At 53.3% G+C, this 26,023-nt stretch carries 19 protein-coding genes; 3 read left to right on the forward strand and 16 right to left on the reverse strand.

Annotated elements, in window-relative coordinates:
* Positions 1-37: 37 nt before the first annotated feature.
* From DFQ01_RS02940 to DFQ01_RS02960, 5 genes are all read right to left on the reverse strand, one after another.
* Positions 38-1,030 carry an ABC transporter ATP-binding protein gene (locus tag DFQ01_RS02940; RefSeq protein WP_110042404.1) on the reverse strand — a complete coding sequence of 331 codons (993 nt, stop codon included), beginning with the start codon at positions 1,028-1,030 and terminating at the stop codon, positions 38-40.
* Positions 1,027-2,100: an ABC transporter ATP-binding protein gene (locus tag DFQ01_RS02945; protein WP_110042405.1), complete on the reverse strand. Its 1,074-nt coding sequence runs from the start codon at positions 2,098-2,100 to the stop codon at positions 1,027-1,029. The genes DFQ01_RS02940 and DFQ01_RS02945 overlap by 4 nt, the downstream gene beginning before the upstream one ends.
* On the reverse strand, positions 2,079-2,978 hold the full coding sequence (locus DFQ01_RS02950; RefSeq protein ID WP_110042780.1) for an ABC transporter permease: 900 nt from the start codon (positions 2,976-2,978) through the stop codon (positions 2,079-2,081). The genes DFQ01_RS02945 and DFQ01_RS02950 overlap by 22 nt, the downstream gene beginning before the upstream one ends.
* Positions 2,979-3,094: 116 nt before the next feature.
* Positions 3,095-4,066, reverse strand: a complete 972-nt coding sequence (locus DFQ01_RS02955) for an ABC transporter permease (protein WP_110042406.1) — start codon at positions 4,064-4,066, stop codon at positions 3,095-3,097.
* A 45-nt stretch (positions 4,067-4,111) separates the two neighbouring features.
* Positions 4,112-5,863: a peptide-binding protein gene (locus DFQ01_RS02960; RefSeq protein ID WP_174812576.1), complete on the reverse strand. Its 1,752-nt coding sequence runs from the start codon at positions 5,861-5,863 to the stop codon at positions 4,112-4,114.
* A gap of 275 nt (positions 5,864-6,138) precedes the next feature.
* Here DFQ01_RS02960 and DFQ01_RS02965 point away from each other — a divergent pair, with 275 nt between their 5' ends.
* Positions 6,139-6,663 carry a DinB family protein gene (locus DFQ01_RS02965; protein WP_245946494.1) on the forward strand — a complete coding sequence of 175 codons (525 nt, stop codon included), beginning with the start codon at positions 6,139-6,141 and terminating at the stop codon, positions 6,661-6,663.
* Between the two features lie 285 nt (positions 6,664-6,948).
* The gene (gene serC / locus DFQ01_RS02970; protein WP_110042408.1) at positions 6,949-8,040 is read left to right on the forward strand and encodes a 3-phosphoserine/phosphohydroxythreonine transaminase; all 1,092 of its coding nucleotides are present in this window, start codon (positions 6,949-6,951) and stop codon (positions 8,038-8,040) included.
* 960 nt (positions 8,041-9,000) lie between these two features.
* Here the strand turns inward: serC and DFQ01_RS02975 are convergent.
* Positions 9,001-10,554, reverse strand: a complete 1,554-nt coding sequence (locus tag DFQ01_RS02975; RefSeq protein ID WP_110042409.1) for a FumA C-terminus/TtdB family hydratase beta subunit — start codon at positions 10,552-10,554, stop codon at positions 9,001-9,003.
* Between the two features lie 121 nt (positions 10,555-10,675).
* On the opposite strand from DFQ01_RS02975, the gene yfbR reads away from it, so the two are divergent.
* Positions 10,676-11,290 (forward strand): 5'-deoxynucleotidase, encoded by a 615-nt coding sequence (gene yfbR / locus DFQ01_RS02980; RefSeq protein ID WP_110042410.1) that lies wholly within the window; start codon positions 10,676-10,678, stop codon positions 11,288-11,290.
* A 42-nt stretch (positions 11,291-11,332) separates the two neighbouring features.
* On the opposite strand, the gene DFQ01_RS02985 is transcribed toward yfbR, so the two are convergent.
* From DFQ01_RS02985 to DFQ01_RS03030, 10 genes are all read right to left on the reverse strand, one after another.
* A complete protein-coding gene (locus DFQ01_RS02985) occupies positions 11,333-11,554 on the reverse strand; it encodes a hypothetical protein (protein WP_110042411.1) in 222 nt (73 codons plus the stop codon).
* Positions 11,554-12,750, reverse strand: a complete 1,197-nt coding sequence (locus DFQ01_RS02990; protein ID WP_110042412.1) for a Ger(x)C family spore germination protein — start codon at positions 12,748-12,750, stop codon at positions 11,554-11,556. Before DFQ01_RS02990 ends, DFQ01_RS02985 begins: the two co-directional genes overlap by 1 nt.
* Complete coding sequence (locus DFQ01_RS02995; protein WP_110042413.1) at positions 12,750-13,856, reverse strand: GerAB/ArcD/ProY family transporter; 1,107 nt, start codon at positions 13,854-13,856, stop codon at positions 12,750-12,752. Before DFQ01_RS02995 ends, DFQ01_RS02990 begins: the two co-directional genes overlap by 1 nt.
* A gap of 26 nt (positions 13,857-13,882) precedes the next feature.
* A complete protein-coding gene (locus DFQ01_RS03000; protein WP_110042782.1) occupies positions 13,883-15,391 on the reverse strand; it encodes a spore germination protein in 1,509 nt (502 codons plus the stop codon).
* A gap of 503 nt (positions 15,392-15,894) precedes the next feature.
* Entirely contained in the window at positions 15,895-18,798 is a 2,904-nt protein-coding gene (locus tag DFQ01_RS03005; RefSeq protein WP_110042414.1) for a DEAD/DEAH box helicase, read from the reverse strand.
* On the reverse strand, positions 18,795-20,375 hold the full coding sequence (locus DFQ01_RS03010) for an SWIM zinc finger family protein (protein ID WP_110042415.1): 1,581 nt from the start codon (positions 20,373-20,375) through the stop codon (positions 18,795-18,797). Before DFQ01_RS03010 ends, DFQ01_RS03005 begins: the two co-directional genes overlap by 4 nt.
* A gap of 415 nt (positions 20,376-20,790) precedes the next feature.
* Entirely contained in the window at positions 20,791-22,551 is a 1,761-nt protein-coding gene (locus tag DFQ01_RS03015) for a sensor histidine kinase (RefSeq protein ID WP_110042416.1), read from the reverse strand.
* 28 nt (positions 22,552-22,579) lie between these two features.
* Positions 22,580-23,263: a tetratricopeptide repeat protein gene (locus tag DFQ01_RS03020; protein WP_110042417.1), complete on the reverse strand. Its 684-nt coding sequence runs from the start codon at positions 23,261-23,263 to the stop codon at positions 22,580-22,582.
* A gap of 124 nt (positions 23,264-23,387) precedes the next feature.
* Entirely contained in the window at positions 23,388-24,404 is a 1,017-nt protein-coding gene (locus tag DFQ01_RS03025; RefSeq protein ID WP_110042418.1) for a zinc-binding alcohol dehydrogenase family protein, read from the reverse strand.
* 95 nt (positions 24,405-24,499) lie between these two features.
* Positions 24,500-25,993 carry a tagaturonate reductase gene (locus tag DFQ01_RS03030; RefSeq protein ID WP_174812574.1) on the reverse strand — a complete coding sequence of 498 codons (1,494 nt, stop codon included), beginning with the start codon at positions 25,991-25,993 and terminating at the stop codon, positions 24,500-24,502.
* Positions 25,994-26,023 lie beyond the last annotated feature (30 nt).

A 26,023-nucleotide genomic window follows, 5' to 3' on the forward strand; every position in this document is an offset into this window, starting at 1 on the left:
GCCTTGTCAGGCATGCAACGGAGCTTGCTGGATAGGCTCACATTAAGGGGTAATGGCAGGCAACCTCCCTTCCTCCATCGGCAGTCCGCAGCTCCGGCTCCTCCTGCTTGCAGCGCGGCTGGGCAATCGGGCAGCGCGTGTGGAATCGGCAGCCTGACGGCGGATGAGCAGGCGAAGGCACATCGCCCTGCAGCACGATCCGCTCGCGCTTATCCCGTGGATCCGGCTTCGGCACTGCGGATAACAGCGCAGCCGTATACGGATGCAGCGGCTGCTTGAACAGCTCGTCAGCAGGTGATACCTCCACTAACCTGCCTAAATACATAACGCCTACCCGATCCGAAATATGGCGGACCACATGGAGGCCATGTGCGATGAACAGATACGTCAATCCCAGCTCTCGCTGCAATTCCATAAGCAAATTAACGATTTGGGACTGCACCGATACATCTAGTGCAGATACCGCTTCGTCTGCTACGACGAACGACGGTCCCAGCGCAATCGCCCTTGCTATACCGATCCGCTGCCGCTGTCCGCCCGAGAACTCATGCGGATACCGACCTCTTAAGGAAGGATCGAGCCCCACCTTCTCCATTAAGTTAACGACTCGCGCATCGATGTCGCGAGATGATAACTTCGTATGAACACGGAATGGCTCCCCGATAATGTCACGGACGAGAAACCTTGGATTGAGCGATCCGAATGGGTCTTGGAAAATAAGCTGCATCCGTCCCCGCAGCTCACGAAGCTCGCGCGGACGACGCTCGGTGAGGCTGCTTCCTTCGAACCACACCTCTCCTGCTGTCGCTGCTTGCAGCTGCAACATCACTCGGCCAAGCGTTGACTTGCCGCAGCCAGACTCGCCGACCAATCCGAACGTCTCGCCGCGCGCAATGGCCAGCGACACCCGATCTACAGCACGTACGGAGCCGACCACCCGACTGAGCAGACCTTGTTTTATCGGAAAATGCTTCGTCACGCCTCTTGCTTCGATCAATGGGCTTGCTGCACCTGCTGTTCCGCTGCTCATCGAATCCCACCTTCCCCATTGCCCGAATCAAGCACACGGCTGTTATCTTGCATGGCGTACGCCCTGCTCTCCTGGTCGGGACGATTACTGCTGTGCGCGTCTTCGTCATACAACCAGCACGCCGCTTGCTGCTGCGGTCCAACGGCTAACATTGACGGTGCCTCCGCGCTGCATCTCGGCATCGCAAGGGGACAGCGAGGGTGGAATCGGCAGCCCGCAGGAAGGGCATGCAGCGATGGCACATGTCCTCGAATGGTTCGAAGCTCGCTCAGCCGCTCCCCCTCCATGCTTGGAACAGATTGCATGAGCCCCACCGTGTAAGGATGTGCAGGATGATCGAACAATGCTTCAGCTGTTCCGATCTCCACAACAGCTCCGGCATACATGACAGCGATCTGATCCGCCATCCTGGCTGCAACGCCCATATCATGCGTAATGAGCAGCATCGTCATGCCAAGCTCTCGCTGAAGCTGCTGCAGCAGATCGAGCAGCTGCGCTTGCACCGTAACATCGAGCGCCGTCGTCGGCTCGTCCGCAATGAGCAGCTCTGGCTTGCACGCCAGCGCGATCGCTATGACAACACGCTGGCACATGCCGCCAGACAGCTCATGCGGATACTGCTCTGCCCGCGTCTCGGGATCCGGAATGCCTACAAGCCTGAGCATTTCAACCGCCATCTGCTTCGCTTCCGACTTGCGCTTCCGCTGGTGCAGCCGAATACTCTCTGCGATCTGCTCACCAACGGTAAACACCGGATTAAGCGCCGACATCGGCTCTTGGAAGATCATCGCCATCCGATTGCCACGAATGCGAATCATCTGCCGCTGAGATTGATTCGTTAATTCATCGCCAGATAATCGAACGCTTCCTTCGAGAATACGCCCGCCTGCAAATTCAAGCAGCCGCATTATCGCAAGCGAGGTTACGCTCTTACCGCTGCCCGATTCTCCAACGAGGCAAAGCGTCTGCCCTTTGCTAATCGCTAGCGATATTCGATCGATTGCCTTCACAATACCGTGATCCGCTGCGAAGCCGGCGGTAAGCTCTTTTATTTGGAGTAGCGGCTCCATGCTCTCCACCTCCTTCGTGCACCGGCTGCCTGCTTCCTAGGATCAAGCGCATCGCGAATGCCATCCCCAACGAAATTAACGGCAAGCACAACGATTAGAATACACATGCCTGGATAGAGGGCCTGCAGCGGATCAAGGAGCATGAACTCCTGCGCATTGCTGAGCATAAGTCCCCAACTCGTATCCGGCGATTGAATGCCAAGACCGAGATAGGATAGAGCAGACTCACTTAGAATCGCACCGCCAACCATTAAGGTAGCCGTTACGATGATCGGCACCGTCGCATTGCGCAATAAGTGGCGAACGATAATGCCCGTATTCGACACGCCGATTGCCCTTGCCGCTTCCACATACTGCATCTCTCGAAGCTGAAGAAACGTGCCGCGAACTAGCCGAGCAACCCCCATCCAGCTTGTAAAAGCAAGAATAAGAATCATATAGCTAAACTTTGAGCCAAAGATTGCAAGGATAAGAATGTTAAGAAACAGCAGCGGCACCGCGTTCATCACATCGACAAGACGCATAAGGCATGCATCGATCCAGCCGCCGAAATAGCCGGATACAGCCCCTACAAGTGTACCGATCAGAACAGAAACGAAAGCAACAGCAAATCCGACCGTTAACGACACCTGACCGCTGACGAGCAGCCTTGACCATATATCGCGGCCCAACTCATCTGTACCGAGCAGATGGTTGCCAGTTCCCGGCGGTGCATCCGCATTCAGCAAATCAATTCTCGCCGGATCATAAGGTGCAATTGCCCTCGCGAATACGGCTAAACCGATGAAGATGAGCAGCACGACAAGACCGGTCATCGCATACGGATTGCGTCGGAACTTGTTCATCCCCGTCCGCCATAATCCAGGTGGACGCTTCATACGATTGCCGGCGGGCTTCGCACCCGCGTTCGGCGATGAGGCTGTTCCCGTGCCGTGTCTGCTCCAGCCAGGCTCCGCTGCTGCAGCGGTCTGGCTCTCATGCCTTGTTGCTTCACTCATGCGGCCGTCCCTCCTTTGCGTCCTAACTGCACGCGAGGATCGACGAGCGCATAGAGCAAATCGGCGATAAAGTTGCCGATGATGACAAGGACGGCGGTCACAATCGTAATCGCCATAAGCACGGAGTACTCGCGAGCCAGCGCCATCTCGACGAACAGTCGGCCCATGCCCGGCCAGTTGAACACATTTTCCGTAAGAGCCGCACCGCTCACCAAGATGGGCAGATCCAGTCCGATAATTGTAATGATCGGAATAAGCGCATTACGCAATGCATGACGATAAATGACACGACTCTCGCGAACGCCTTTTGCACGAGCGGTACGAATATAATCCTGCTCCAATACCTCCAGCATGCTTGTACGCGCATATTTGACATACCCCGCCAGAAAGCCGAGCGTCAATACGGAAACCGGCAGCACGAGATGGAGCAGCAGATCGCCAATTTGCCCCTCCTTCTCGATGGTCCACATATCCGACAGCGGCAGCCAATCCAGCTTCAATGCGAACAGCTCCTGCAGCAGAATGCCGAACCAGAACGTCGGCATCGCGAATCCGATGTAAGAAATGAAGGAGGCCGACTGGTCAGACCAGCCGTACTCCTTCGTACTGTTATAGATGCCCCACGGAATCGCAATCAGCATCGACAAAAACCAAGCCGTCCCCATTAGCACTATCGTATGTCCGACCGTTGGCCATAAAATGTCGGCGACAGGCAAATGATTTTTGAACGTATAGCCAAGGTCGCCCTGAATCAAATTGCCGAGCCACTTTACATACTGCTCAGGGAGAGGGCGATCCAAGCCGAGATTATGCGCCTGCACCTTCGCTGCTTCCTGCGACAAGCCGGGGGATAAGAAGATCTTGGTCGGTCCTCCCGGTGCCGCATGAATAAGTGCGAAAGTTACGATCGAGATGAGGAACATGACGAACAGGGATTGAATGAAGCGCCTAATCAAATACTCGGTCATATCGCCGCCCTCCCAGCTGTTTGATAAAGCCGACTCACGATCTCTTTACTTCGAGTCAATCCACCAGTTGTTAATATGGAAGAAATATCCGTACGGAAGCGTCGGCTCCGGACGATCGCCCTCCTCGTATTTGACCTTCGGCCCGATCCCTTCCGGCAGGCCATATTGATACATGAACACATAAGGCAGATCGGTTGAAATCTCTTTGCCGACTTCGGCATAAATCTGCTTGCGCTCATTCTGATCAACCGTCGAGTACCCATCTACCCACAGCTGGTCTAGCTTCTCATTCTTATACCAGCCCGAGTTCTGGCCGTTCGGCGGAAAATATTTGGATGAGAAGATCGATTCGCCATCCGGATCGGGGTTGTTAAGCGACCATGACAGCAGGACGGCTTCATATTTGCCAGGCGTCAGATTCTGCTCCACCCATGCGGAGAAATCAATGGCCTTCGGCGTCATTTCAATCCCAACATCCTTCAGGTTCTGTTGCATGACGGCCGCTACCTGCTCGCGTCTGCTGTTGCCGGCGTTGTATTGCAGCTCGAATGCAAACCGGTGACCATCCTTCACGAGAATGCCGTCGCTGCCTGCGACCCAACCGTCTTCTGCAAGCAGCTTCTTCGCCTGTTCAGCATCGTAGCCGTAGTTGACAACTGCATCGCCCGGATCCGCCCATGAGCCCGGCAGGAAAGGCGCATTCATCAGCTTGCCGGTTCCCTTCAGTACGTTGTCGACCATCCCTTGGCGATTGAGCGCGTAGGCGATCGCCTGCCTCGACTTCGGTGTCGAGAATGGAATGAACTTATCCTTGAAGTTATCTGCATTGAAGTTAAAGCCAACGTATTCATACAATGGCCCCGGCTCCAGCACGACATTGATTTCACTCTTCTGCTTAACCGCCTCCACTTGCGTTACTGGAATCGCCTGTGTCAGATCGACATCGCCCTTCAAGAGAGCCTGTACTTCGGTGTTCTGATCGGCGTAGATTTTGAAAATCACCTTCTGGATATGCGGCTTCGGTCCCCAATAACTCGGATCCGCTTCGAATGTGAGGTTCTGATTCTGCTTCCATTCTGTCCACTTCCATGGTCCGTTTGTGACCGTCTTCGTCGGATCCGTGCCATACGCATGCTTGAGCAGCTCCTCTGGCTTCACATCCTTCAGTACATGCGCAGGGACAATCGCGCTTGCGATCACATATTGAAACGGTGCATACACCTGCTTCAGCGTTACGCGAACCGTGTAATCATCGACCTTCTCGATTTTGTCTACTTTGTCGAACTGGCTGATGCCCGGCGATGCGACCTTCGGGTCCCGAATAGCATCGAATGTGAAAACGACATCGTCAGCTGTTACCGGCTGTCCGTCGCTCCACTTTGCCGTTGTTTTCAGCTTGATCGTATAGGTCTTGCCGTCCTCCGAAATTTCCGGCTTCTCGGACGCAAGCGACCACGGCTCTGCCGCTACATTGCCCTCCCGATCTAAGTCATACAAGTTGGCGAACATGAAAAAAGCCGCATCACCTGAAGACGTATCCTGAATAAATAAAGGATTCGCAGAGACGATGTCCGAGAATGAACTGATTGTAAGAGTACCGCCGTCGGTTGGCGTATCTTCTGCAACGGCCGTCCCTGGATCTGTAGATTTGTCGCCTACAGGCTCCGTCTGGGTTGGCGTATCCGTCTTCTCGCCTTCCTTATCGGTTGAATTCGACTTGCTGCAGCCAGCTACCATCACTGCAATCAGCAACACGGACAACGATAACATCCACCACTTTTTCACCGTATCATCCATCCTTCCGATTGGACGACGTCCCCTCGCCGTCTTATTTTTGGGTCCGTTATGTAAATTGGGTTATCTTGTTAAGCCGTATTGTATCATCGAATTTTTCGTTTGAGAACGAATGTATTCTTAATTTTCTGAATATTGAATCTTTTAAACTAGATCGGCTTTTTGAATACGTTACCATTATCCCAACCCCCATATACTTCCATATTCACTTGTAAATCCGCCGATGTTTCGGTAACGTAGAAATTAAATATAAGATCTGTGAGAGGAGCAGTATGGATATGAGCAATAAGCCGCAAACGAATGAATACGCAGCACCCTTCGCCAAATACATCGATTTGGTACCAGCGGGCGACCTCGTGTCGATTCTAGCCGAACAATCAGAGCAGCTTGTCCAGCTGCTGAGTGGCGTTAGCGAAGAACAGTCCCATTTCCGCTATGATGAGGGCAAATGGAGCATTCGCGAGGTCCTCGGTCACGTCATCGACAACGAGCGCGTCTGGACCTATCGTCTCCTGCGCATCGCGCGTGGCGACCAAATGTCCTTCCCAAGCTACAATGAGAATCAATTCATTCAGCATGCCCGCTTCGATGAAATTCCACTGAGCGACTTATTGGACGAGTTCGTCTCCTTGCGCAAATCGGCTATCTATTTGCTCAAAGGACTGCCTGCAGAAGCCTGGGATCGCGCCGGTACGCTGTACGACCACCCGCTCACGACCCGCGCCGCCGCTGCCGTCGTCGCCGGGCACGAGAAGCACCACTGCAATATTATTCGGGAACGTTATTTGCCAAAATTGGGGTAACGCAGCTGTTGACACATTCCCAGCGACAGGAATATAATTGCATCTATCTTCCATATCGCATTATGCCGATGACGAGCATCCAACTCCGAGGCGTTTTCGTCAAGAAGGCTGCGCTGACTGCGCATTCTGTCCTAAGCTAACCGGGCCCGCCCGTTATCGCGGATCAAAGATGGAGAACGATTGCCGTTCTCCGAATTTGGGTGGCACCGCGAGCAAGCGCTCCTCGTCCCAATCATGGGATAAGGAGCGCTTTTTTATTTTCCAAATAATGGGAGGAATGCGCAAATGACGACAAGACTGTACAATTTTAATCCGGGGCCAGCAGCACTGCCGCTAGAGGTTCTCGAGGAAGCGAAGGAATCAACGGTTCAGTATGGCGGGAGAGGCATCTCCATCATGGAAATGTCGCATCGGAGCAAGCCGGTCGAACAGTTAGCTGCGGCATCGGAGCAATTGCTTCTAGAGCTTACTGGGCTGCAGCAAAAGGATTATCGCGTGCTGTTCATGGGCGGCGGAGCGAGTACGCAATTCGCCATGCTGCCATCGAATTTTCTGTCGGAAGGCGCTGTTGCCGACTATATTTTATCCGGCAGCTTCTCGGAGAAAGCACTGCAGGAAGCGCAGTATATCGGTGAAACACGAATTGCTGCAAGCTCTAAGGCAGAGCACTGGCAGCGCACGCCTGATGTGAGAGGCTTGAAGGTTCAAGCGAATACTGCCTATGTGCATATGACGACGAACAATACAATCGAAGGCTCGCGATTCAATGCATTCCCTGAGACAGGTGAAACTCCACTTATCGTAGATATGACGAGCGACCTGCTCAGCCGGGATATCGATTACAACCAGTTCTCGATGATCTATGCTGGAGCGCAGAAAAATATCGGCCCTGCCGGCATCACCGCTGTTATCATTCGCAACGAGATGCTCGATCGCTGCTCCAAGCAAATCCCGCTCATCTGGCGGTACGCCACTTATGCAAGCAACGACTCGCTGTACAATACACCTCCGGTGCATGCTTTGTACCTGACGAATCTTGTCCTTCAGTGGACCAAGCGGCAAGGCGGCGTTCAGCAGCTAGAGGCGATCAACCGCGATAAGGCGGCGCTCATCTATGAAGCGATCGACCGAAGCGGCGGATTCTACGAAGGCATTATCGCAACAACCGACCGTTCGGACATGAACATCACGTGGCGGTTGGCGAGCAAGGAACTCGAGCAGCTGTTCGTGCAGGAATCGGAGCAGCAAGGCTTCGAAGGACTGGCCGGCCACCGCAGCGTCGGCGGCATCCGCGCATCGGCGTACAACGCTGTTCCGCGCACAGCGTGCCAAGCGCTTGTGGAATTTATGGTTGACTTTCAGCGGAGAAAGGGGTAACCCCCTTGTCGATCCCCTCTATAGGTAATGTCCCTGCGGGACGAGCGGCTACAACCCCACCCAAACCCTCCCCTTCAAAGGGGAGGGCCCCAGAGGGCATCTGCCCTCTGGACTCCCTGAAGGACTGGTCTAGATACGACTGGAGTGGGGATGTTATTCTGAACTCGTCTAGATACGTCCGCACGTATGCCTACTGTTCGATGCACCCGAGCTGCTGCGTGCTAGCGCTCGCTCTCGTCCCTGCGGGACACGCTTTACGTTAAGCTCGCTTGCCGGGTCATCCCTTCGGGATTTAAGAACTCTATTGCAACACCATGAAAGTAAATACTCAAAGTAAAATCAGCGGTGCCTCAGGCGCGCTATTGATGCCTATATGCATACAACGTATGCAGACCTGCAATAATGCAGGAATCGCACTGCACACGCGCACATATTGGAATAAGCCTACAAAAGTGCAGGCATTCAGACGAAAATAACTCGACAGCAGCTCTTCAAGACTTAAAACCTGTATCTTTGCAGGTAAAGGCGTTGCAACTTCATCTCGATAAATTAATCATGTATTTTCGCAGCAATTCCCACTATGACCTACTGCGATAAAATGTGGGAATGAATGAACCTAACGGATGCTACAGAGTCTATTATGCTATATAGAGCGAATTTAAATATTTTATGGTTCCCACAGAGGCTAATTCGGCATATCTGCCTTCTTATATTTGAATACCAAACAAGTAAGCTCAACGACAACCGTTACAATTCGGAAACTCGATTATTAAAGCCATTAAGCCCTTTCGCATCCGTAAGCGTTCTGGCCAGCAGTCGCTGTTATCTGTATGACAGAGGCAGCACACTAGATCGCCTCAAGTCGAGCGATTTAGTCGATTGCGCTGCCAAGCGCACAAAAAGCAGGGCAGAAGAAGTTTCTTCTGCCCTGCTGCATTTTAAAAAAGTCCATATAATTGCTTACTTAAACACCGGCGCCTTGAATTGCTCCAGCTTCTCACGCGAGCTTTGCTCAACCTCTGCGTGCAGGCTGTTGCCGTGCGAGTCCATCGTTACGATGGCTGCGAAGCCTTCCGTTTGCAGATGCCACATCGCCTCTGGAATGCCGAACTCCTTGAGGAAGTGAACGTCGTTGACCTTCTTGAAGCATTCTGCATAGTACTGCGCTGCGCCGCCGATTGCGTTCAAGTATACGCCGCCGTGCTCTTGGAGCGCTTTGAGCGTTTTTGCACCCATGCCGCCTTTACCGATCACTGCGCGAATACCGAACTTCTTCATAACGTCGCCTTGATAAGGCTCCTCACGAATACTTGTCGTTGGTCCAGCTGCCTTCACATGCCAGCCGTTGTCGTCCTTCAGCATAACCGGTCCGCAGTGGTAAATAACGCCGCCGTTCAGATCAATCGGCGAATCATTGTCGATCAAGTAGCTGTGCAGGGCGTCGCGTCCGGTATGCATCTCGCCATCGAGGATAACAATATCGCCTACGCGCAGCTCACGAACTTGCTCCTCTGTCAGCGGCATCGTCATACGGAATTCTCTGCGCTCGCTTGCATCAGTTGCTGCAACCTCTTCTACCTCGCCCGCTTCCGAGCCTGCATTCATCGGCAGCTCAGAGCCTTGCGGGTAGATCCATTCCTTCAGCTCGCCAGTTGCCGCATCGAGCAATACGCCTTGACGGCGGAATGCCCAGCAGTTGTACGCAACGGAGACGAAGAAGCTTGCCGGCAGACGGTTCGCTACGCCAACTTTACAGCCAAGCAGCGTAACCGCGCCGCCGAAGCCCATCGTACCGATACCCAGCTTGTTTGCGTTATCCATCACGTATTCTTCGAGTTTGCGCAGATCTTCGTTCGTGTTCGTGTCATCGACACGACGGAACAGCTGCTGCTTCGCCAACTCATAGCCAGTCGTCCGGTCGCCGCCGATGCCAACGCCGATGAAGCCAGCGCTGCAGCCTTGACCTTGCGCTTGATAGATCGCATGCATGATGCACTTACGGATTCCGTCGAGATCGCGGCCCGCTTTGCCGAGTCCTTCAATCTCCATCGGGAGGCTGTACTGAATGTTCTTGTTCTCGCAGCCGCCGCCCTTCAGAATGAGGCGAACATCAACGTCTTCTTTTTCCCATTGTTCAAAATGGATGACCGGCGTACCTGGTCCAAGGTTATCGCCCGTATTCGAGCCCGTGAGCGAATCAACGGAGTTTGTACGAAGCTTGCCGTCTTTCGTTGCGCGAGCAATCGCATTGCGGATCGCCGCTTTCATGACGATCTGGTTCGCACCTACTGGCGTATGCACAACAAACGTCGGCATGCCTGTATCTTGGCAGATCGGGGATACGTTACATTCCGCCATTTCGATATTGGTCGCAATCGTCGATAAGGACAAGCCGGCGCGCGTTGCGCGGTCCTCTGCCTCCTGCGCTGCTTTGATCGCGACGCGAACGTCGGCTGGTAGATTCGTAGACGTCTCGACAATTAGTTTGTACACACTATCTTCAAAATGCTGCATAATCGTATGATTGCTCCTCTCTAGTCGCTTAAACCACTAAGCTTTATAATAGCATAGATGGACAACGACGGGTACGAGCGGATCAGCGAGAAAATTGAAGAAATGAAGGGACTGAGCCAGCATGGAGAGCGATTTTTTTGCGTATATGTACCGATTGAAATATATTGAGCGCTGGAGCCTGATGCGCAACACGACGAAGGAAAGTGTAGCAGAGCATTCGTTCCATGTTGGTCTGCTTGCCCATATGCTATGCGAGATCGGCAACGCCATCTTCGGCAGGTCGCTGAACGCCGACCGTGCAGCAGCTATGGCGCTCTTCCACGATGCAACAGAAGTGTTCACTGGCGACATTCCGACACCGGTCAAACATCATAATCCGAAGATGCTCGCAAGCTTCCGAGAGATCGAGGCGATGGCTGCGGAGCGGCTTCACAGCATGGTGCCGCAGCCGCTGCGCGGCGCTTATGCCTCCCTGCTAGGCATTCATGATGCGGGCAGCCCGCCGTCTGAAGCCGAGCAAGAGCTGCGTGCGATGCTCAAAGCAGCCGACCTGCTGGATGCTTATCTCAAATGTGTATCCGAGGTCGCATCAGGCAACCGGGAGTTCGCCGTCGCTAAGACGGAAATCGAGCAGAAGCTCGCCCAGCTTGCGATGCCGGAGGTCGATTGGTTCCTTGACCGACTGGCGCCAGGGCTTGGCCGAACGCTGGACGAGCTAAGTCGAGATGACGGATAGCGTCCTTTTTTCAAAATATTAAGTTACAAAGACCTTCAACGTTCAAGGCTCCACCAGCCATGCCAGTGGTTTAAACACCGCCAGCAGCAGCTGCGTTGGACCGGGCGTATGCTTTAGGTTTAGAGCGGACATTCCCCATCCAAGCAGCAGGAGACAGATGAAAGCTGCCCGATCTTGAGGTGGCTTTCTCCGCATCTTCGGCCATTCCATGAGCCATATCGCGATAACCGCAATTGTAACGCCGATCCAGAATCCGTATCTCATTACTCCATTACCTCCTCCTTGGGCATTCCGCCAGGCGCAAGAATCAGACCGGAACGAGCGATGTGTGCCGTTATCTCTGTCTCCACTTCCACTTGCGGGAATCGCTGATCCCAATTCTGCTTCTCGCGCTCCCACAGCTTCGGAAATTTGCGATGATAGACGCCAGCGAAATCAAAAATATCAGCGTTGAATTGATGCTGCGCTTGATTCAGACATAACTCGATCCTTTTTCTTACAGCCTCTTCGAAAGCTTTATCCATTTCGACTAGAACGGTTGGCTGAGCAGGGTTATAGGCTGTCTCATTTTGCACCATATCGCCTTCAACATGAGCCTTTACCTTCATCTTCCACTTATCGCCGCTAATCGAGGGCACCAGCTTTATTTTGGCCGTAATCGGCTTAAGGGAGATAAGCCCGTCCGAACTACCCTTCATTCCGAAGGATACCGTATATTCTCCAACTTCATTGTTAATCCACATCATTCCGCGCATGACCTTCTCCGACATTGCTCCGATCATGCGATCGCCCTTCATAATCGCAGTACCGTATATATAAGGAATGGTCTGCTGCGGTTCTGCCGATTTGCTCTTCTGCAAAATGTGAATATACGGGATCGCAAAAGCTTTAGAATCGCTAATGAGCTTGATGCTCAGCTGTTCGAGCGTTAGCTTGAAGCCGATATTCATATCCGATAACTCGCGAAGCACCTCAGCGGAGGATCGTTCAAGCGGCGGAAACAACTCGAGCGTATCCGCTGCCCTGCCATCGCTTACGAAAACATAAGACCGTTCACGCGGCTGCGGATGGCGTGTAAGGAAGTCGACAGATTCTTGCACTCCTTTCTTTGCAACCCCTTGGCCGAATATGAAGATTTTGCACTGGCCCCAGAATAGCTTCCTAGGCAGCCTTCTCTGCAGCTTGGACAGCGCATCTGCGATATTAGAGCCTTGCGCATGCCGTACAGCAGTATCACGACTCGTGCCGCTCCCGCCGCCTCCCCCACCAGTTCCGCCAACACCGCTCTGACTGCGCGGCAGCAGAAACTGGATTGTTGTATCGATCTGGTTATCTTCGCCTACATCGAGTGCCAAAGCCGTCACCAGCGCCAAGTCGTTCAATTCGTTTCGATCCCAGCAACCCGTCAACATGACAATCAATGGAACAAGCAAGGAAGCCCGAATGAGACGTCTGACCATCAACCGTTAACGCCTCCTTGGTTCGTGCCCCTTCGGCCGGTCATCCATGCAATAAGGAGCAGCAGCAATGGAATAACAATCGTAAATAAGGGGGTTTCAAAAACACTGACCTTCTGGATCAAGGTATGGAGAGCTGCGATGTTAGGCAAATCCCATAATCCGAATACGGCTGCCAGAATGGCGATTGGGAATGCAAAAGAACGAAAATCGGATACGCCAAAACATTGGCTGAAGGTAATGACAGTCGCATACAAACAGACGCTTTGCTTCACAAGATTGCCCAAAACCCACATCGCAAGCAGCAGAGCCTCCAGATTTTCAAAAAAACCGCCAACGCTCATGTAGCGAAATGCAACCAGAACGGGGTACATTTTATTACTCGTGTCGGGTCCCAGCAGCATTAAAACCACGAGGTTAATGAGCATCATGCTGATCCCAATCACGCCTAACGCAGCATAACTCGATTGTTTGGCTTTCTTCTGATCCTTCACATAGGGAAGAAAAAAAGTCATAAGAAATAATTCGCTGACCCAGCCTTGAGGAACGGCCGCGGCCTTCAAGACAGGCACCACTCCTTGACTGAGCATCGGCAGCATATACGTCCAATTCAGATCCGGTATCAGCAGCAGCAGGAACAGAAGCGGCAAACTGGAGAGGATCGCGAAAATGACAGCACTCTTCGACAAAACGTTGACACCGCCCCGTACGGCACAAGCCGCCAGTACGAGCAGCGAGCAGCTGACAAACAGCATAGGCGTATCAAATAGAAAGCTGCTCTTGACGAATTCGGCATACTCCCTTGAAATAACGCCCGTAAAATGAAGAAAATAAAAAAAGTACAGCAATCCGACCAGCTTCCCGAATACTTTGCCGACGATCCGTTGACCACTCTCGATAATCGTCAAGCCCGGGAATCGCGCGTGGAGGCTTGTCGCAAGGACGATGGTGATTGCGCCTGGAATCATCGTAAGGATGCTCGACATCCAGAAGTCATAAGGGGCATATAAGGATCCCAGCGCCGGAAGCACTAAGAATCCGGTTGCCATCACAGTAGGATAAAGCATGAAGGATAGCTGTATCGGTAAAATCGTATCTTTGTCCTGCACAAATATCCCCCGCTGTTCATGAATGATCAGCTTTCGCCTTCCTGCCCGGAGCCCGTTGCTTGTTTCACGGGCTGCCGATGTGAGACGGGCTGATCATCGTATAATTGAGGCCGAGTATCAAGGGCCCACCAAGGCGCTCGGATGAGTATATCCTTCATCTCCCTGAACTTAGGCGTTGCAATCGTATGGAGAAACGGCATGCCAAACGATTTAAGCGCGCACAGGTGCAGAACTATGGCGATAATTCCCATCATGATGCCTAGCAGCCCGAACGTACCTGCAAGAATAATAAGAGGAAACCGCAGCATCCGTATGGCAATTCCCGTAATATAGCGAGGAATCATGAACGAAGCTATCCCTGTGATTGCGACGACGATAACCATCGGCGCCGATACAAGTCCAGCTTGGACAGCAGCCTGTCCAATGACGAGCGCACCAACGATGCTGACGGCGGCACCAACCTGCTTCGGCAGTCTCAAGCCTGCTTCCCGCAGCGCCTCGAATGTCACTTCCATCATGAGTGCCTCGATAAGCGCCGGGAACGGAACAGGCTCACGTGCAGTTGCCATGCTGCTCAGCAATGATCCCGGCACCATCTCTTGATGGTAGGTGAGCACGGCTACATAGAGGGATGGCAGGAGAAGCGACATGATCGCAAAGAAGTAACGGAGCCAACGTATGACCGTGCTTACCCAGAATCGTTGATAATAATCTTCTGGCGATTGCAAAAGCGTAAATAAGGAGATCGGAGCGATCAAAGCATAAGGGCTGCCCTCCGTAAGAATCGCCGCCCTTCCTTCCAACAGAGAGGCGCATACGACATCCGGCCTTTCCGTACTGAGCAGTTGAGGAAACGGCGAACGTGGTGTATCCTCGATCATTTCTTCAATGTAGCCGCTCTCGAGAATGCCGTCGATCTCAATTCGGCCCAGTCTGGACCGAACCTCCTGCAGCAGAGAAGCGCTTGCGAGTCCTTCGATATAAGCGATCGTCACCTTGGTCTGCGTATACTCGCCCAGCGTAATCGTTTCTAATTTCATGAGCGGGCTTTTAATGATTCGTCGAAGCAGAGAAGTATTAACGCGAAGCGTTTCAGTGAACCCCTCTCTAGGTCCACGAATCGCCGACTCTGCCGCCGGCTCCTCGATTGAGCGCTGCTCCCATTTGATCAGACCGCAGGCTAATCCAATCGCTTCTTGATCGCGCAGAAGCACGGGCAGCCCGTTCGAAATCGCGCCTATACAATCCCCCAGCGTACTTACGATTCTTTTATCCGATACACCTATTCGTTTCTCCGCCAACTGGGACAGATTAGCTCCTTCCGCATCCTCTGCGTTCATGAGAGGGGCAATCACATATTTGTCGATCCCGTTCGTATCGGACATACCGTCAATATAGATGACCGCAGCCTCCATTTGGCCGCCGATCGCAAACTTGCGTACAATGAAATCCGAACAACTGGTATAGACCGTCTGAAGCCGCTCAAGGTTGACGGTCAACGCAAGATCCAGCGGTTGCTTCTCTTGTTCCGACATTTCTCGGCGGGTCCGCGGAGAGCGAGATGCAGAGACCTTTGAGTAGTAACGCGTTCGCATGCTCCACGCTCCCTTCCCACGTAGGTTTAAGACACAGTCGTTTCCATATCTTAGAATGTTCCGCAGCGCTCTTATTATGCAAAATTTACAAAACCTATCTGCCGCAGCACAAAAAGGCTGAGCCGACGATCTCTCGTCTGCCCAGCCTTGGTTCCCTATAATTTATAACGCAGCATCAAGCGGGAGGTTATTCGGTGTCCGGCTCCACCGGTTCACGCAGCTTCCGCATCGAATCCCGGACTGCCGCGTAGAACGGCCGCCATGCAGGCAGCGCATCTGCTGGCCCAGGCGCATCTTCGAATGTTGTATCCGCAGATGATGGTTCTTCTGATTGAATCGTCGTTAACTTCTGTTCCTGTTCTTGCTCCAGCTGCTTATCCTCTGAACGTTCGATAGGTTTCGCCTCCTGCCTGCAGAGCTTGTATCCGTATCACGACTGACAATTACCGTCCGAACCGATCTTTCCGAAGCGCAAACAGCTCTCGCAGCTCATCGGTTGACATCTCCGTCACCCACTGCTCGCTCTGGCTAACGATCTGATCATTCAGTGTCTGCTTGCGGTCGATCATCTGATCGATTCGCTCTTCAAGCGTACCGAGCGTCACGAACTTGTGCACCTGCACCTTCTTCGTCTGACCGATCCGGAATGCGCGGTCTGTCGCCTGATTCTCAACCGCCGGATTCCACCACCGGTCGAAGTGGAACACATGATTCGCGGCTGTCAGGTTAAGTCCTGTACCGCCCGCCTTCAGCGACAGCACGAATGCGCAGCCCGGCTCCGATGGATCCTTGAACCGTTCGATCATCGCATCACGCTGAGCCTTCGGCACGCCGCCATGCAGGTACGGTACCGGCAGCCCGGTACGCTCCTCCAACAGCCGCTTGAGCATCATCCCCATATCGACGAACTGGGTGAAAATAAGGCAGCGTTCGCCTTCTGCTGCTATCTCCTCGACCATCTCCAGCAGACGAGCTGTCTTGTTCGAACGCTCAGAGTCCCACTCCGAGCCGGTCACACCGTCGTTTAGGAACAGCTGCGGGTGATCGCAAAGCTGCTTCAGCTTCGTCAATGCCGAGAGGATGCGGCCGCGTCGACGCATCGGACCTTCCTTATCCAAATTGTCGAGCAGATCCGAAACGATGTTCTCGTACAGCGCGCCTTGCTCCGCCGTAAGCGAGACGAACATTTTGGCCTCATTCTTATCCGGCAGGGAATCAACGATCATTGGGTCGCTCTTCACCCGCCGCAGCATGAACGGCCGCGTCCAGCGCTGCAACCCGGCGATCGCTTCCGCATCACGCGTTCGTTCGATTGGCGCAATAACATGCTGGCGGAATTCACCCAATCTGCCTAGGTAGCCCGGACTTATGAAATCGAAGATCGACCACAGCTCCGTCAATCGATTCTCCATCGGTGTACCCGTCATCGCAATGCGATGATAGGCATCGAGGCGCCGGATCGAAGCGGACTGCTTCGTGTTTACGTTCTTAATGTTTTGCGCTTCATCCAGACAGAGGACGTTCCAGTCGACCCGACCCAATTCCTCTTCATCAAGCGGCACGAGAGAATACGACGTGATGACCAAATCGGCTCCATTCGCCGCTGCCTCGAAGGCTGCTCCCTTATCTCGCTTCGGACCGTAATGCAGCATCACCTTAAGATCCGGCGCGAACCGTTCAAGCTCCTTCTCCCAGTTGCCGATAACCGATGTTGGACAGACAAGCAGCGAAGGTCCTCCGCGTCCCGTGCCTGCCTCGAACATCTGCTTCACATACAACAGATAGGCGGTGAATTGCACCGTCTTCCCGAGTCCCATATCATCTGCGAGAATAGCGCCAAGCCCGAATCGCCGTAAAAAAGCAAGCCATGACACGCCTTGATGCTGGTAAGGACGGAGCTCGCCATGGAACGATTGCGGAATGTCTACATTCGGCACACCATTCGTCTGCTGCAGCTGCTCCAGCCACTTGGACAGATGGTTATTCAGCTCTACTTCAGCTGCCAGCGAGATGCCGTCATCCTCATCGCCGTCTGTGAGCGGCGACGTTCCACGTAGATGCATCTCCAGCACATCGCGGAGCGTCAGCCCTTTGCGTTTGCCGACCTGCTTCATCCATTTCTTAATCCGATCAACGTCGGCAGGCTCCAGATGCACCCATTCGCCGCCGATGCGCATCAGCCGCCGATTGTCCTCTGCCAGCTTCAGAAACTCCGCTTCGGACAAATCGAGATTGCCAACGGCCAGCTTCCAATCGAACTGAACGAGCTCGTTCAAGCCAAACATCGGCTGTTCCGCAGAACCAACAGACGATTTCATCTTCGCCTTCAAGCGGAACTTGCGGGAACGCACGGTCTCCCACCACGATGGGAGAAGCACCGGACAGCCCGCTTGCAGCAGCTTCAAGCTTGTCGACTCCAAGAAGGTGTATGCTTCATTATCCGATAGCTCGGAACGAAGACTTCCATCCTCCGAATCGATCAGCTCCGGCGCTGTCGTCTGCCACTTGCGGCGCTCGCGATCAAGCCGTTCCTCCAAGAGTGGCAGCCACTCTTCCGGCAGCTGTTCCTCGCCGCTGATCAGCATATAGCCGCCAGCTCCCAAATCCTTGAGCGGAATCCATACGCCGCCGTCTCGATGTTGAATAGCCGGGCGCAGCCGCCAGCCGTGATTCTCGTCAGGTTCGGTCAACTGCAGCGCCGTCCGAAACGGAAACAGATCTTTGCGGATGCCTGCGGCAACAAGCCAATCTTCTTCATCTGCCGCTCCACCAAGCAGCACTGCCGACCCAATGCCGGACAACGTCGAATGCCAAGCTGATGAAACGGCCGAATCCGTTTCAATGACACTGTTGACAGCAGTCGTCAGCCAATCGTCCATTGCACCAGGCTGACCCGCTTCGTCCCATCGCTTCTGCAGCTCATGCAGACGCCCTGCCGCTTCCGGTTCAGAAGCCGGTGCATCCGGCCGCCAAGCTGGACGTTCAGGCGTCCAACGCACACCGTCTGGCACGAACCAGCCATTTTGCAGCGCATCCCACAGCCAGTCAGCCGTATCCTTCAAACGTTGACCATCAGGCGTCCAGCCCAAGTTCAACATGCGAACCGGCTTCGGCAGCGACAAATATTCAACGGCAAGCAGCGGCGGCAGCAAGATCATCGTGCGGCCGAACGCTTCCTTCTTCTCGATCTCTGAGCCATACCAGGAAGGCGCATGCCAAGCGAATAGGAGCCGTTTCAGCCTAACCCCATATCCGTTCGTTTGGCGCTCCTCCATGACATATACGCCCTCACCAGAAGCCCAGCGAGCATCCAGCACGAGCGGTCCTGTCGTATCTAATCCTCTCATGGGCGTATATTTCCTTTCGCCATTTCTTCCTGTAACGCACGCAGCCGATGATACTTATCGTTAAGTGAATCTACATAACGGGCCCATTGCTGGTTCTGCTTCAGCGACTTATACAGCTTCTCCAGCTTCTTCATCAGCTTGACTGCCTGCTTGTAGCCCTGCCGGTTGCGGCCCTGAATGGCATCATCGATTGCCTGGTGAAAAATCGGCAGCAGCGACTGCGGAGCAGACTTCGCGGCCTCGCGCAAATCTTTCGCATCCAGCTCATCAGGAGACATCCCCATCAGCAGCTGCAAATCCGCCCATTCCTCATATCGCCCTTGCTCCATCCAATGATCCGCCAGCGAGCTATAGGAGAATGGCAGCAATGCCATCATCCAATTCGACCATTTCGGATTGCCTGGCTGCGCAAGGTCTGCTTCGCGGCATAGGAACAAGAACGGCACAAGCGCCCGGGAATTGGCCCCCTTCGATCGGCGATCGAAGAAGAACGTCATCCAGATGTCGAAGCTGTCCCAATTCCGTTCCGCGAGACGTGTCTGTGCGTACATTTGCACAAGCGGCTCGATCGGTTCAATCGGAGCAGATGCCAAGCGGGCAACTGCTTCTTCATCCCGTCCCTCGAACATATCCAATGCAGCTAGTGCAACCGCTACAAAATGACTTCCACGCTTCGTTCCATCCTCTGGAGCAGCTTCGGAAGCTTGCTCCTCCAGTCGCAGTCGCTCGTCAGCCCGCCAATTGTCATCGTCAAGCCGTCCCGAAGTTAGGCTCAAATACAGGAAGTCCCAGCGGAACAGCTCATTGTCGGTATCGCTGCCTTGCTTTCGCGCAAAATCAACAACCGTTTCGAACCAATCGAACTGCCGCGGCGTCCATTCCCGCCACTGCTGCTGTTCGGCAGCAAGCGATTCGAATTGTTCAATCCATGGCTCCGCCATCCGCGTGAAGCTCATCTGCTGATAATATTTGCTGAATGGATCAACTAACGAGAACGCCTTCTCCGCTTGCTTAAGCGTGAATAAAATGGCAAGCATCCACTCATAACGCTGAATCGACTTGTTCCAGTCACGCGCAATCCCTTTAAGCCCCTGCAAGACCGACTGCAGCGGATGAAGCGAGTAACGGCATTGCTTCCACGCTTCGCCGTACTGATCTTCCATCTGAGCCGTAATCCGGCGGTAATCTTCCGCGGGCAGATCTGTCCTGCCGGTTGACGCCTGCTTCTCGGGAGCAGCTGCCAGCCCCATCAGACGGCGCCTTGCGTCCTCGGGCGATCGCGTACCCGACTTATCGCACGCAGCAAAATAAACAGCGGCCATATGCTTGCAGTGCTCCGTGTTCGGACAAGTACAGGTGCTGTAGCTAAAATCGCTCACGTCCAGCATGACACTATACATATCCGAGCCGCGAACGGCACCAATCAGCGTATCGCCATCCATCAGCTTAATATGCTGGACACGATCCTTTATATAATAATCCCAGCCTCGCTCTACGACGGCCGGGGGCAGTTGTTCTGCAAGCTCAGACTCCAATGCGAGCAGCAGCAATTGTTCGGTTTGGAATAAGGAGTCCATACACCCACTCCGTTCATCTCACATTCGTTTTATTATATCATATTTGCTGCTTGTTTCGCGTCAAGGATTCAGCCCACCTGGTTAAACCTCCCTCAAGGGAGGATTCAGAGGGGGAACCCCCCTGAGCCCCCCTTCTTTAAAAACTAAAATCCCTAATTCTACCCCCACCTAAAACCACTGACTCTACCCACCTAAATCCTCCCTGCTAGGGAGGACCCCATGGGACTCCCGTCCCCTGGACCCCGGAAGGATAGACGTGGGATGGACAGAAGCGTGAATGTGTTGCTATGTGCTTGGACTCGCGTGACCCTTTGGGTCAAGCTTACTTTGGTGCGTGGCGCGTGGCGCGTGAGGGATAGAGACAGAAATGAAACAAGCGTTGCTGCGCAACGCTTGTTTCTGTTTCGATTACTTATTAATAATGCGGCAGTCGTACGGCGAATACGATAAATCCGTCTTCGTCTGATTTGACCTGGAGTGTACCTTTGTAGGAGGTTACGATCTCTTTGACGATCGGTAAGCCCAGCCCCTGATGGGCACCTTGCTTCGTCGAGAACCCTTGGTCGAACAGCTTTCCTTCCTCCACTATGCGAGCGGCGTTGTCGCATGTATTGCGGATGACGAATTCCAATGTGTTGTCGGCCAGTACGCCTTCCAATCGGATGAAACGGCGTTCCTCCGGATACTTCATCACTTCATCGAATGCGTTATCGATCAGGTTGCCGATGACACGCGTCAGATCAAGCGACTTCATGCCGAAGTCAAGCTTGTCGAGTCCGTGGAAATTGTTCTCGAAGCGCACCTTGCGCTCCTGTGCTTGTGCAAGCTTCGATCGAATGAGTGCCGCAATCGCCGGATTGCCGATGTTGATCATCTCATTGGTGAGCTGAATTTCGCCCGTCAGCTCTTTCATGAAATCTTTCAGCTCCGTCACCTTACCCAGATCGACAAGAGACTGAATGGTTTGTACGTAGTTAAGAAAATCATGCCGCTGCGCCTTCACGGACACGAGCAGCTGGTTGATTTCCTCGACGTAAGTAACCTGCGTTTCCTTAACAACCTCATTGCGCGAACGCCGGAAGTAATGACGCACCAGCAGTACAAGAAGCGCACTCAAAACCGTAATAATTGTAATAATGAAACCAATGTTCAGAAACTGCGAATCCAGCGAGTCCTGTACGAACTTGTAGTCCGATACAATGGTCAGAATATAGCGGTCAAGTGAATTCCCTTCCAAATCAAGTACGCTGGAGCCTTTCGGAATTTGGACAGGAATGTATGTTTTGATCACATGGGTATCGTTCGCAATCGTGTTCACTGTCACAATCCGATTGGATTTGTAAGCCTTCTCTATGTTGCGTACATCGTCCTTCAGTTTATACGTGTATTCACCATAAATAATCGGCGCCTGCGTGATGTGTTCAACCCACTCACCGGCACTGTTCTTCGTTAGAATCGGCTTACCGACCGAGAAAGTATCCGGATTAACGGCCGTAATCTCAAGCAGCGAAGCATTGTCCTCAATCGCTCGTTTGATCAGCCGATTAACGCCTGTCGCATCCTCGTACTGCTTCATCATCTCGTTGCTAATGTACGGGTCAAGCATATAGTTCGTAGAGCCATCATAGTAATAGCCCCACTTATATATTTTGTCCACGTCCGTAGTGGCACTCTCGTATGGTCCAGTCCAGAAGTGGTTGAGCACCTGCCCCCATTTGACCGATACTGGCTTCAGGGCAAACAGCTGCTGAAAAGCCTGGTACCATGGGTCCCATGTTTTCGAACCGGCACCTAGCTCCTTAGGATCCGACGATTTATCAATGACGATGTCGTCTCTTGCCTCATCGGGGCGGAATAGCGAGATGTGGTTGACGTCCAGCTTCGTCGCAAGCTCCGTCAGCTGCTCGTTTGTTACTTTATCGATGTCAGGATCGAGCGCATATTGAGCTGCAATCGAAACCGCGCGCAGCTCGCGTCCAATTTGATTTTGGAATACTTCGCCGCCAAGCCGCGATTGTTCAATCGACAACTGAATCTGCTTCGCAACCGCAAGCATTTCATGCCTCATGCTGTTCTCGAGCGACCGTTTCGCCGTGAAATAGTAGATCGTGTTGTTAACCCCAATTAGGAGTAGTAGTCCAAGGATTGCAAGTAACCATTTCCTGCGCCGCATCATTCGTCCGTTGCCCCTCTTTATGAAGAAATTAGCCGATCAAGCGGCTCAAATAACTGAGCAACGCCCAACGCCGCTCCTCTCTTCTTTTGTAACGCGGAAGCATCCGGTACAGCTTAGTCGATTCCTCGAGAGCGCGCTTCGCTTCAGCTTTCCGGCCCATCAGGTTGTTCAGCTTTGCCAAACGGTAATATCCTTCACAAGAAGAGGTATGAATTTGTTGGAAAGCCTCGATATCCTCAAGCGCTTTCGATGTATCCCGCGTGCTGTTCATCGCAGCAAGACGCAAGTACGGTTGACCGTATTTGACCCGCGGGTTGATCGCGAGCGCTCGGCGGATGGCCGCCTCTCCTGCTTCAAGTTCATCCGTTCGGAGAAGACAAGTACCCAGACCGTCCCAATATTCTGCCGATTGCTCGACCGACTCTCTGTCCTGCAGCGGCTCCAATAGCTCTTTTGCCGGCCTAAAGCTCTTCTTCTCGATCAACAGCTTCGCAAGCTCAAGCTTAGAGGACAGGTCGTTCGGATTTAGGTCAAGCTGATGGCGCAGCTTGCGAATTCGTCCCATACGTCGCAGCGGCTTCAACAGGCTGGGTGACAAGCCAATGAAACGGCGATCGATAATGTACAGGATGACGACAAGCGCGATAAACGCCAAGAAGGGATTACCGAATATCGACCACAATAGTCCGAACAGTAAAAACTTCCCGAACATGTTACGCCTCCCGATTAGTTCTAACTGCTGCTTTTTCTCTCATCATACCACAGGAGAAGACGCTTACGGGAGATAAACAATAAATAAGAGGAATCCTGTCGAAGGATTCCTCTTCCAATAAGGGCTATTCGAATTGCACCATCGCTTTCACGACGCCAGCTTCCGGCGGCAGCCACGATTCGAAACGATCAACTAATTCATCGAATCGGCAGCGATGTGTAATATATCCGGTCGGCTCTACTGCACCACTTCTAACCGCATCAACGACAGCCGCAAAATCTTCCATCGTCGCATTTCGGCTGCCAAGCAGCGTTAACTCCTTCTTGTGGAAGTCCGGATCGTGGAACGAAATGTCTGCTTTCACCAATCCTACGTATACGACGGAACCGCCATGCGATGCATACTGGAACGCGCCCTCCATCGAGCGTACGCTGCCCGTAGCATCGAAGACGACATCAGCCAGATCGCCATTCGTTAACGACTCAAGCTTCTCTAGCGGCGCATTAAGCGCATTAATCGTTTCATCTACTCCGGCCCAGCTGCTGCAGAACGCAAGCTTCTCGTCTTGAATATCCATCGCAATGACGCGTGCACCACGAGACTTCGCGAACGCCATAACGCCAAGGCCAATGGGTCCCCCGCCAATGACAACCGCCGTATCCCCCTGCTGGAGACCAGAACGACGTACGGCATGCGCACCAATCGCAAGCGGTTCGAGTGCCGCCGCTTGATCGAGCGACAGGTCGTTGACGACGAGCAGCTGCTTCGCCGGAACTACGAACCACTCCCGCATGCCGCCATCCGCATGCACGCCAAGCACGGAGATCGACGTACAGCAATTCGACTTGCCTTTACGGCACGCTGCACATTCCCCGCAAGCGACATAAGGAATGAGTGCCGCCTGATCACCAACCTCGATCCCGTCAACTCCTGCTCCCAGCGCCTCGACAATACCGGACAGTTCATGTCCGAGAATACGAGGATAGACGAAGAACGGCTGGTTGCCGCGATAGGCGTGCATATCCGTCCCACAAATCCCGACCCGCGCAACGCGCAGCAGTACTTCACCGGCCCCCGGCACCGGTTTCGTCGTTTCTGTCTGAATGAGCCGATTGGGCTCTTGGCATACAATTGTTTTCATCGCACTAATCACCTTTCCAGCTACATGCATCAGTTGCATCGTTCCTATTTATACAATAACGCCGTCTACATTCGGACTCAGCGCTATGCTGTCACTTATCGCTGCTCGTCTTCCCACTGTTCCAAAATAGCTGTTACGGCGGATGCTACATCCATACCCGCAATCGTGCGAATATCTTGTCCCCACCAATCCGTACGTGACAGCGCTTGTTCAACTGCTGCGCTGCTTGCTCCACTGTTCCATGCCGCAGCCATTGCTTCCAGTACCGCTGCATCATCACGTACAGTCAATGACTGGCCATCAAATGCTGTGCTCGTATAACTGCCGTCCTCCTGCCGTTCAACACGATAGAGCCGGATCAATGCCGCCAAGCCGCGAATGAGCCCCTCAGGGAGTGCATCGTTATTGTCAATATACGCGATCAACGTTGGAAGCAGACGAGCCTTAAACTTGCTCACGCTGTTCATGGCGATATCGAGCAGCCGATGGCGGATGAACGGATTCAAGTACCGATCATACACGTCATTGGCGTAAGCGGTCAGTGATTCCTTTTCAATAGGTACCGACGGAATGATTTCACTCGCAACCGTTGAACGTACCCACTGGCCAAGTGATGGATGTTCCATCAACCCACGCACATGCTCAGCGCCTGACAACAGGCCGATCGGCGTCATCAACGTATGTGCACCATTCAGAATGCGCACCTTGCGCAGCTGGTATGGCTTCAGATCATCCGTCCAGACGACGTTAAGTCCTGCCTGCACGAATGGAAGCACACGCTCAAGCTCCGGCTCCGCTTCGATCGCCCAGAAGTGGTAAGGCTCAGCAGCATTCAGCATCGCATCGCGATATTGCAGCTTCTCGAATATCGCTTCCGCATCATCCGCCGGGTAACCTGTTACAATGCGGTCCACGAGCGAATTCAAAAAACGGTTATGCGCAGTAACCCATTGCTGGAACGAATCGGACAAGCCCCAATCTTGCGCATGTTTCAGCACACATTCCAGCAGCGTATCGCCATTGCGTTCCAGCAATTCGCAAGGAAGCATAATCAGGCCGCGGCTAGCCTCTCCGCCAAACGTCTCGAATCGGCGGTACAGCAGCATCGTCAGCTTCGCTGGGAATGACTCGACTGGTTGCTGCGGCGTCCAAGGCACCTCGATATAACGCAATCCCGCCTCAGTTGTGTTCGATATAACGACCTGCAGTTCCGGTTCATCAGCGAGCGCCATAAAGCGATCCCATTGTGCATACGGATCGATAATCGCATTGAATACGGCGATAACTTCGGTCTCTTCAACCGGCTCTCCGTTCTTCAGCCCCCGGATCAGCTGCGTATATAAGCCATCCTGCTCCTTCAGCTCTGCCAGCTTCTTCGCACCCGATGGTCTTGGCTGCGTTACAGCAACTCCACCTTGGAACAAGCCCTGCGTCCGGCATTGCTGAATCATCCAATCTGCGAACCCTCTCAAGAAGTTGCCTTCCCCGATTTGCAGCACGCGGACAGGCTCGGCTTTTACAGCCGTAAGCCGCTGCTGTGATGCGTCATCTGCGGTCAAGCGGGACAAGCGGTCCAACGTTTCACGCACATTCCGTCTCCCCTTCATTTCTTTTTTGTT

This window comes from Paenibacillus cellulosilyticus (genome assembly GCF_003182255.1).
Taxonomy (GTDB): domain Bacteria; phylum Bacillota; class Bacilli; order Paenibacillales; family Paenibacillaceae; genus Paenibacillus_T; species Paenibacillus_T cellulosilyticus.

Bases quoted from the DNA above. Each gene is read 5' to 3' on its own strand.
- DFQ01_RS02960 (WP_174812576.1), bottom strand. From the start codon at position 5,863: ATGGATGATACGGTGAAAAAGTGGTGGATGTTATCGTTGTCCGTGTTG.
- DFQ01_RS02990 (WP_110042412.1), bottom strand. From the start codon at position 12,750: ATGGTCAGACGTCTCATTCGGGCTTCCTTGCTTGTTCCATTGATTGTC.
- DFQ01_RS03005 (WP_110042414.1), bottom strand. From the start codon at position 18,798: ATGAGAGGATTAGATACGACAGGACCGCTCGTGCTGGATGCTCGCTGG.
- DFQ01_RS03000 (WP_110042782.1), bottom strand. From the start codon at position 15,391: ATGTCGGAACAAGAGAAGCAACCGCTGGATCTTGCGTTGACCGTCAAC.
- DFQ01_RS03015 (WP_110042416.1), bottom strand. From the start codon at position 22,551: ATGATGCGGCGCAGGAAATGGTTACTTGCAATCCTTGGACTACTACTC.
- DFQ01_RS03020 (WP_110042417.1), bottom strand. From the start codon at position 23,263: ATGTTCGGGAAGTTTTTACTGTTCGGACTATTGTGGTCGATATTCGGT.
- DFQ01_RS02950 (WP_110042780.1), bottom strand. From the start codon at position 2,978: ATGAAGCGTCCACCTGGATTATGGCGGACGGGGATGAACAAGTTCCGA.
- DFQ01_RS02940 (WP_110042404.1), bottom strand. From the start codon at position 1,030: ATGAGCAGCGGAACAGCAGGTGCAGCAAGCCCATTGATCGAAGCAAGA.
- serC (WP_110042408.1), top strand. From the start codon at position 6,949: ATGACGACAAGACTGTACAATTTTAATCCGGGGCCAGCAGCACTGCCG.
- yfbR (WP_110042410.1), top strand. From the start codon at position 10,676: ATGGAGAGCGATTTTTTTGCGTATATGTACCGATTGAAATATATTGAG.
- DFQ01_RS02975 (WP_110042409.1), bottom strand. From the start codon at position 10,554: ATGCAGCATTTTGAAGATAGTGTGTACAAACTAATTGTCGAGACGTCT.
- DFQ01_RS02955 (WP_110042406.1), bottom strand. From the start codon at position 4,066: ATGACCGAGTATTTGATTAGGCGCTTCATTCAATCCCTGTTCGTCATG.
- DFQ01_RS02945 (WP_110042405.1), bottom strand. From the start codon at position 2,100: ATGGAGCCGCTACTCCAAATAAAAGAGCTTACCGCCGGCTTCGCAGCG.
- DFQ01_RS03025 (WP_110042418.1), bottom strand. From the start codon at position 24,404: ATGAAAACAATTGTATGCCAAGAGCCCAATCGGCTCATTCAGACAGAA.
- DFQ01_RS03010 (WP_110042415.1), bottom strand. From the start codon at position 20,375: ATGGACTCCTTATTCCAAACCGAACAATTGCTGCTGCTCGCATTGGAG.
- DFQ01_RS02965 (WP_245946494.1), top strand. From the start codon at position 6,139: ATGAGCAATAAGCCGCAAACGAATGAATACGCAGCACCCTTCGCCAAA.
- DFQ01_RS02985 (WP_110042411.1), bottom strand. From the start codon at position 11,554: ATGAGATACGGATTCTGGATCGGCGTTACAATTGCGGTTATCGCGATA.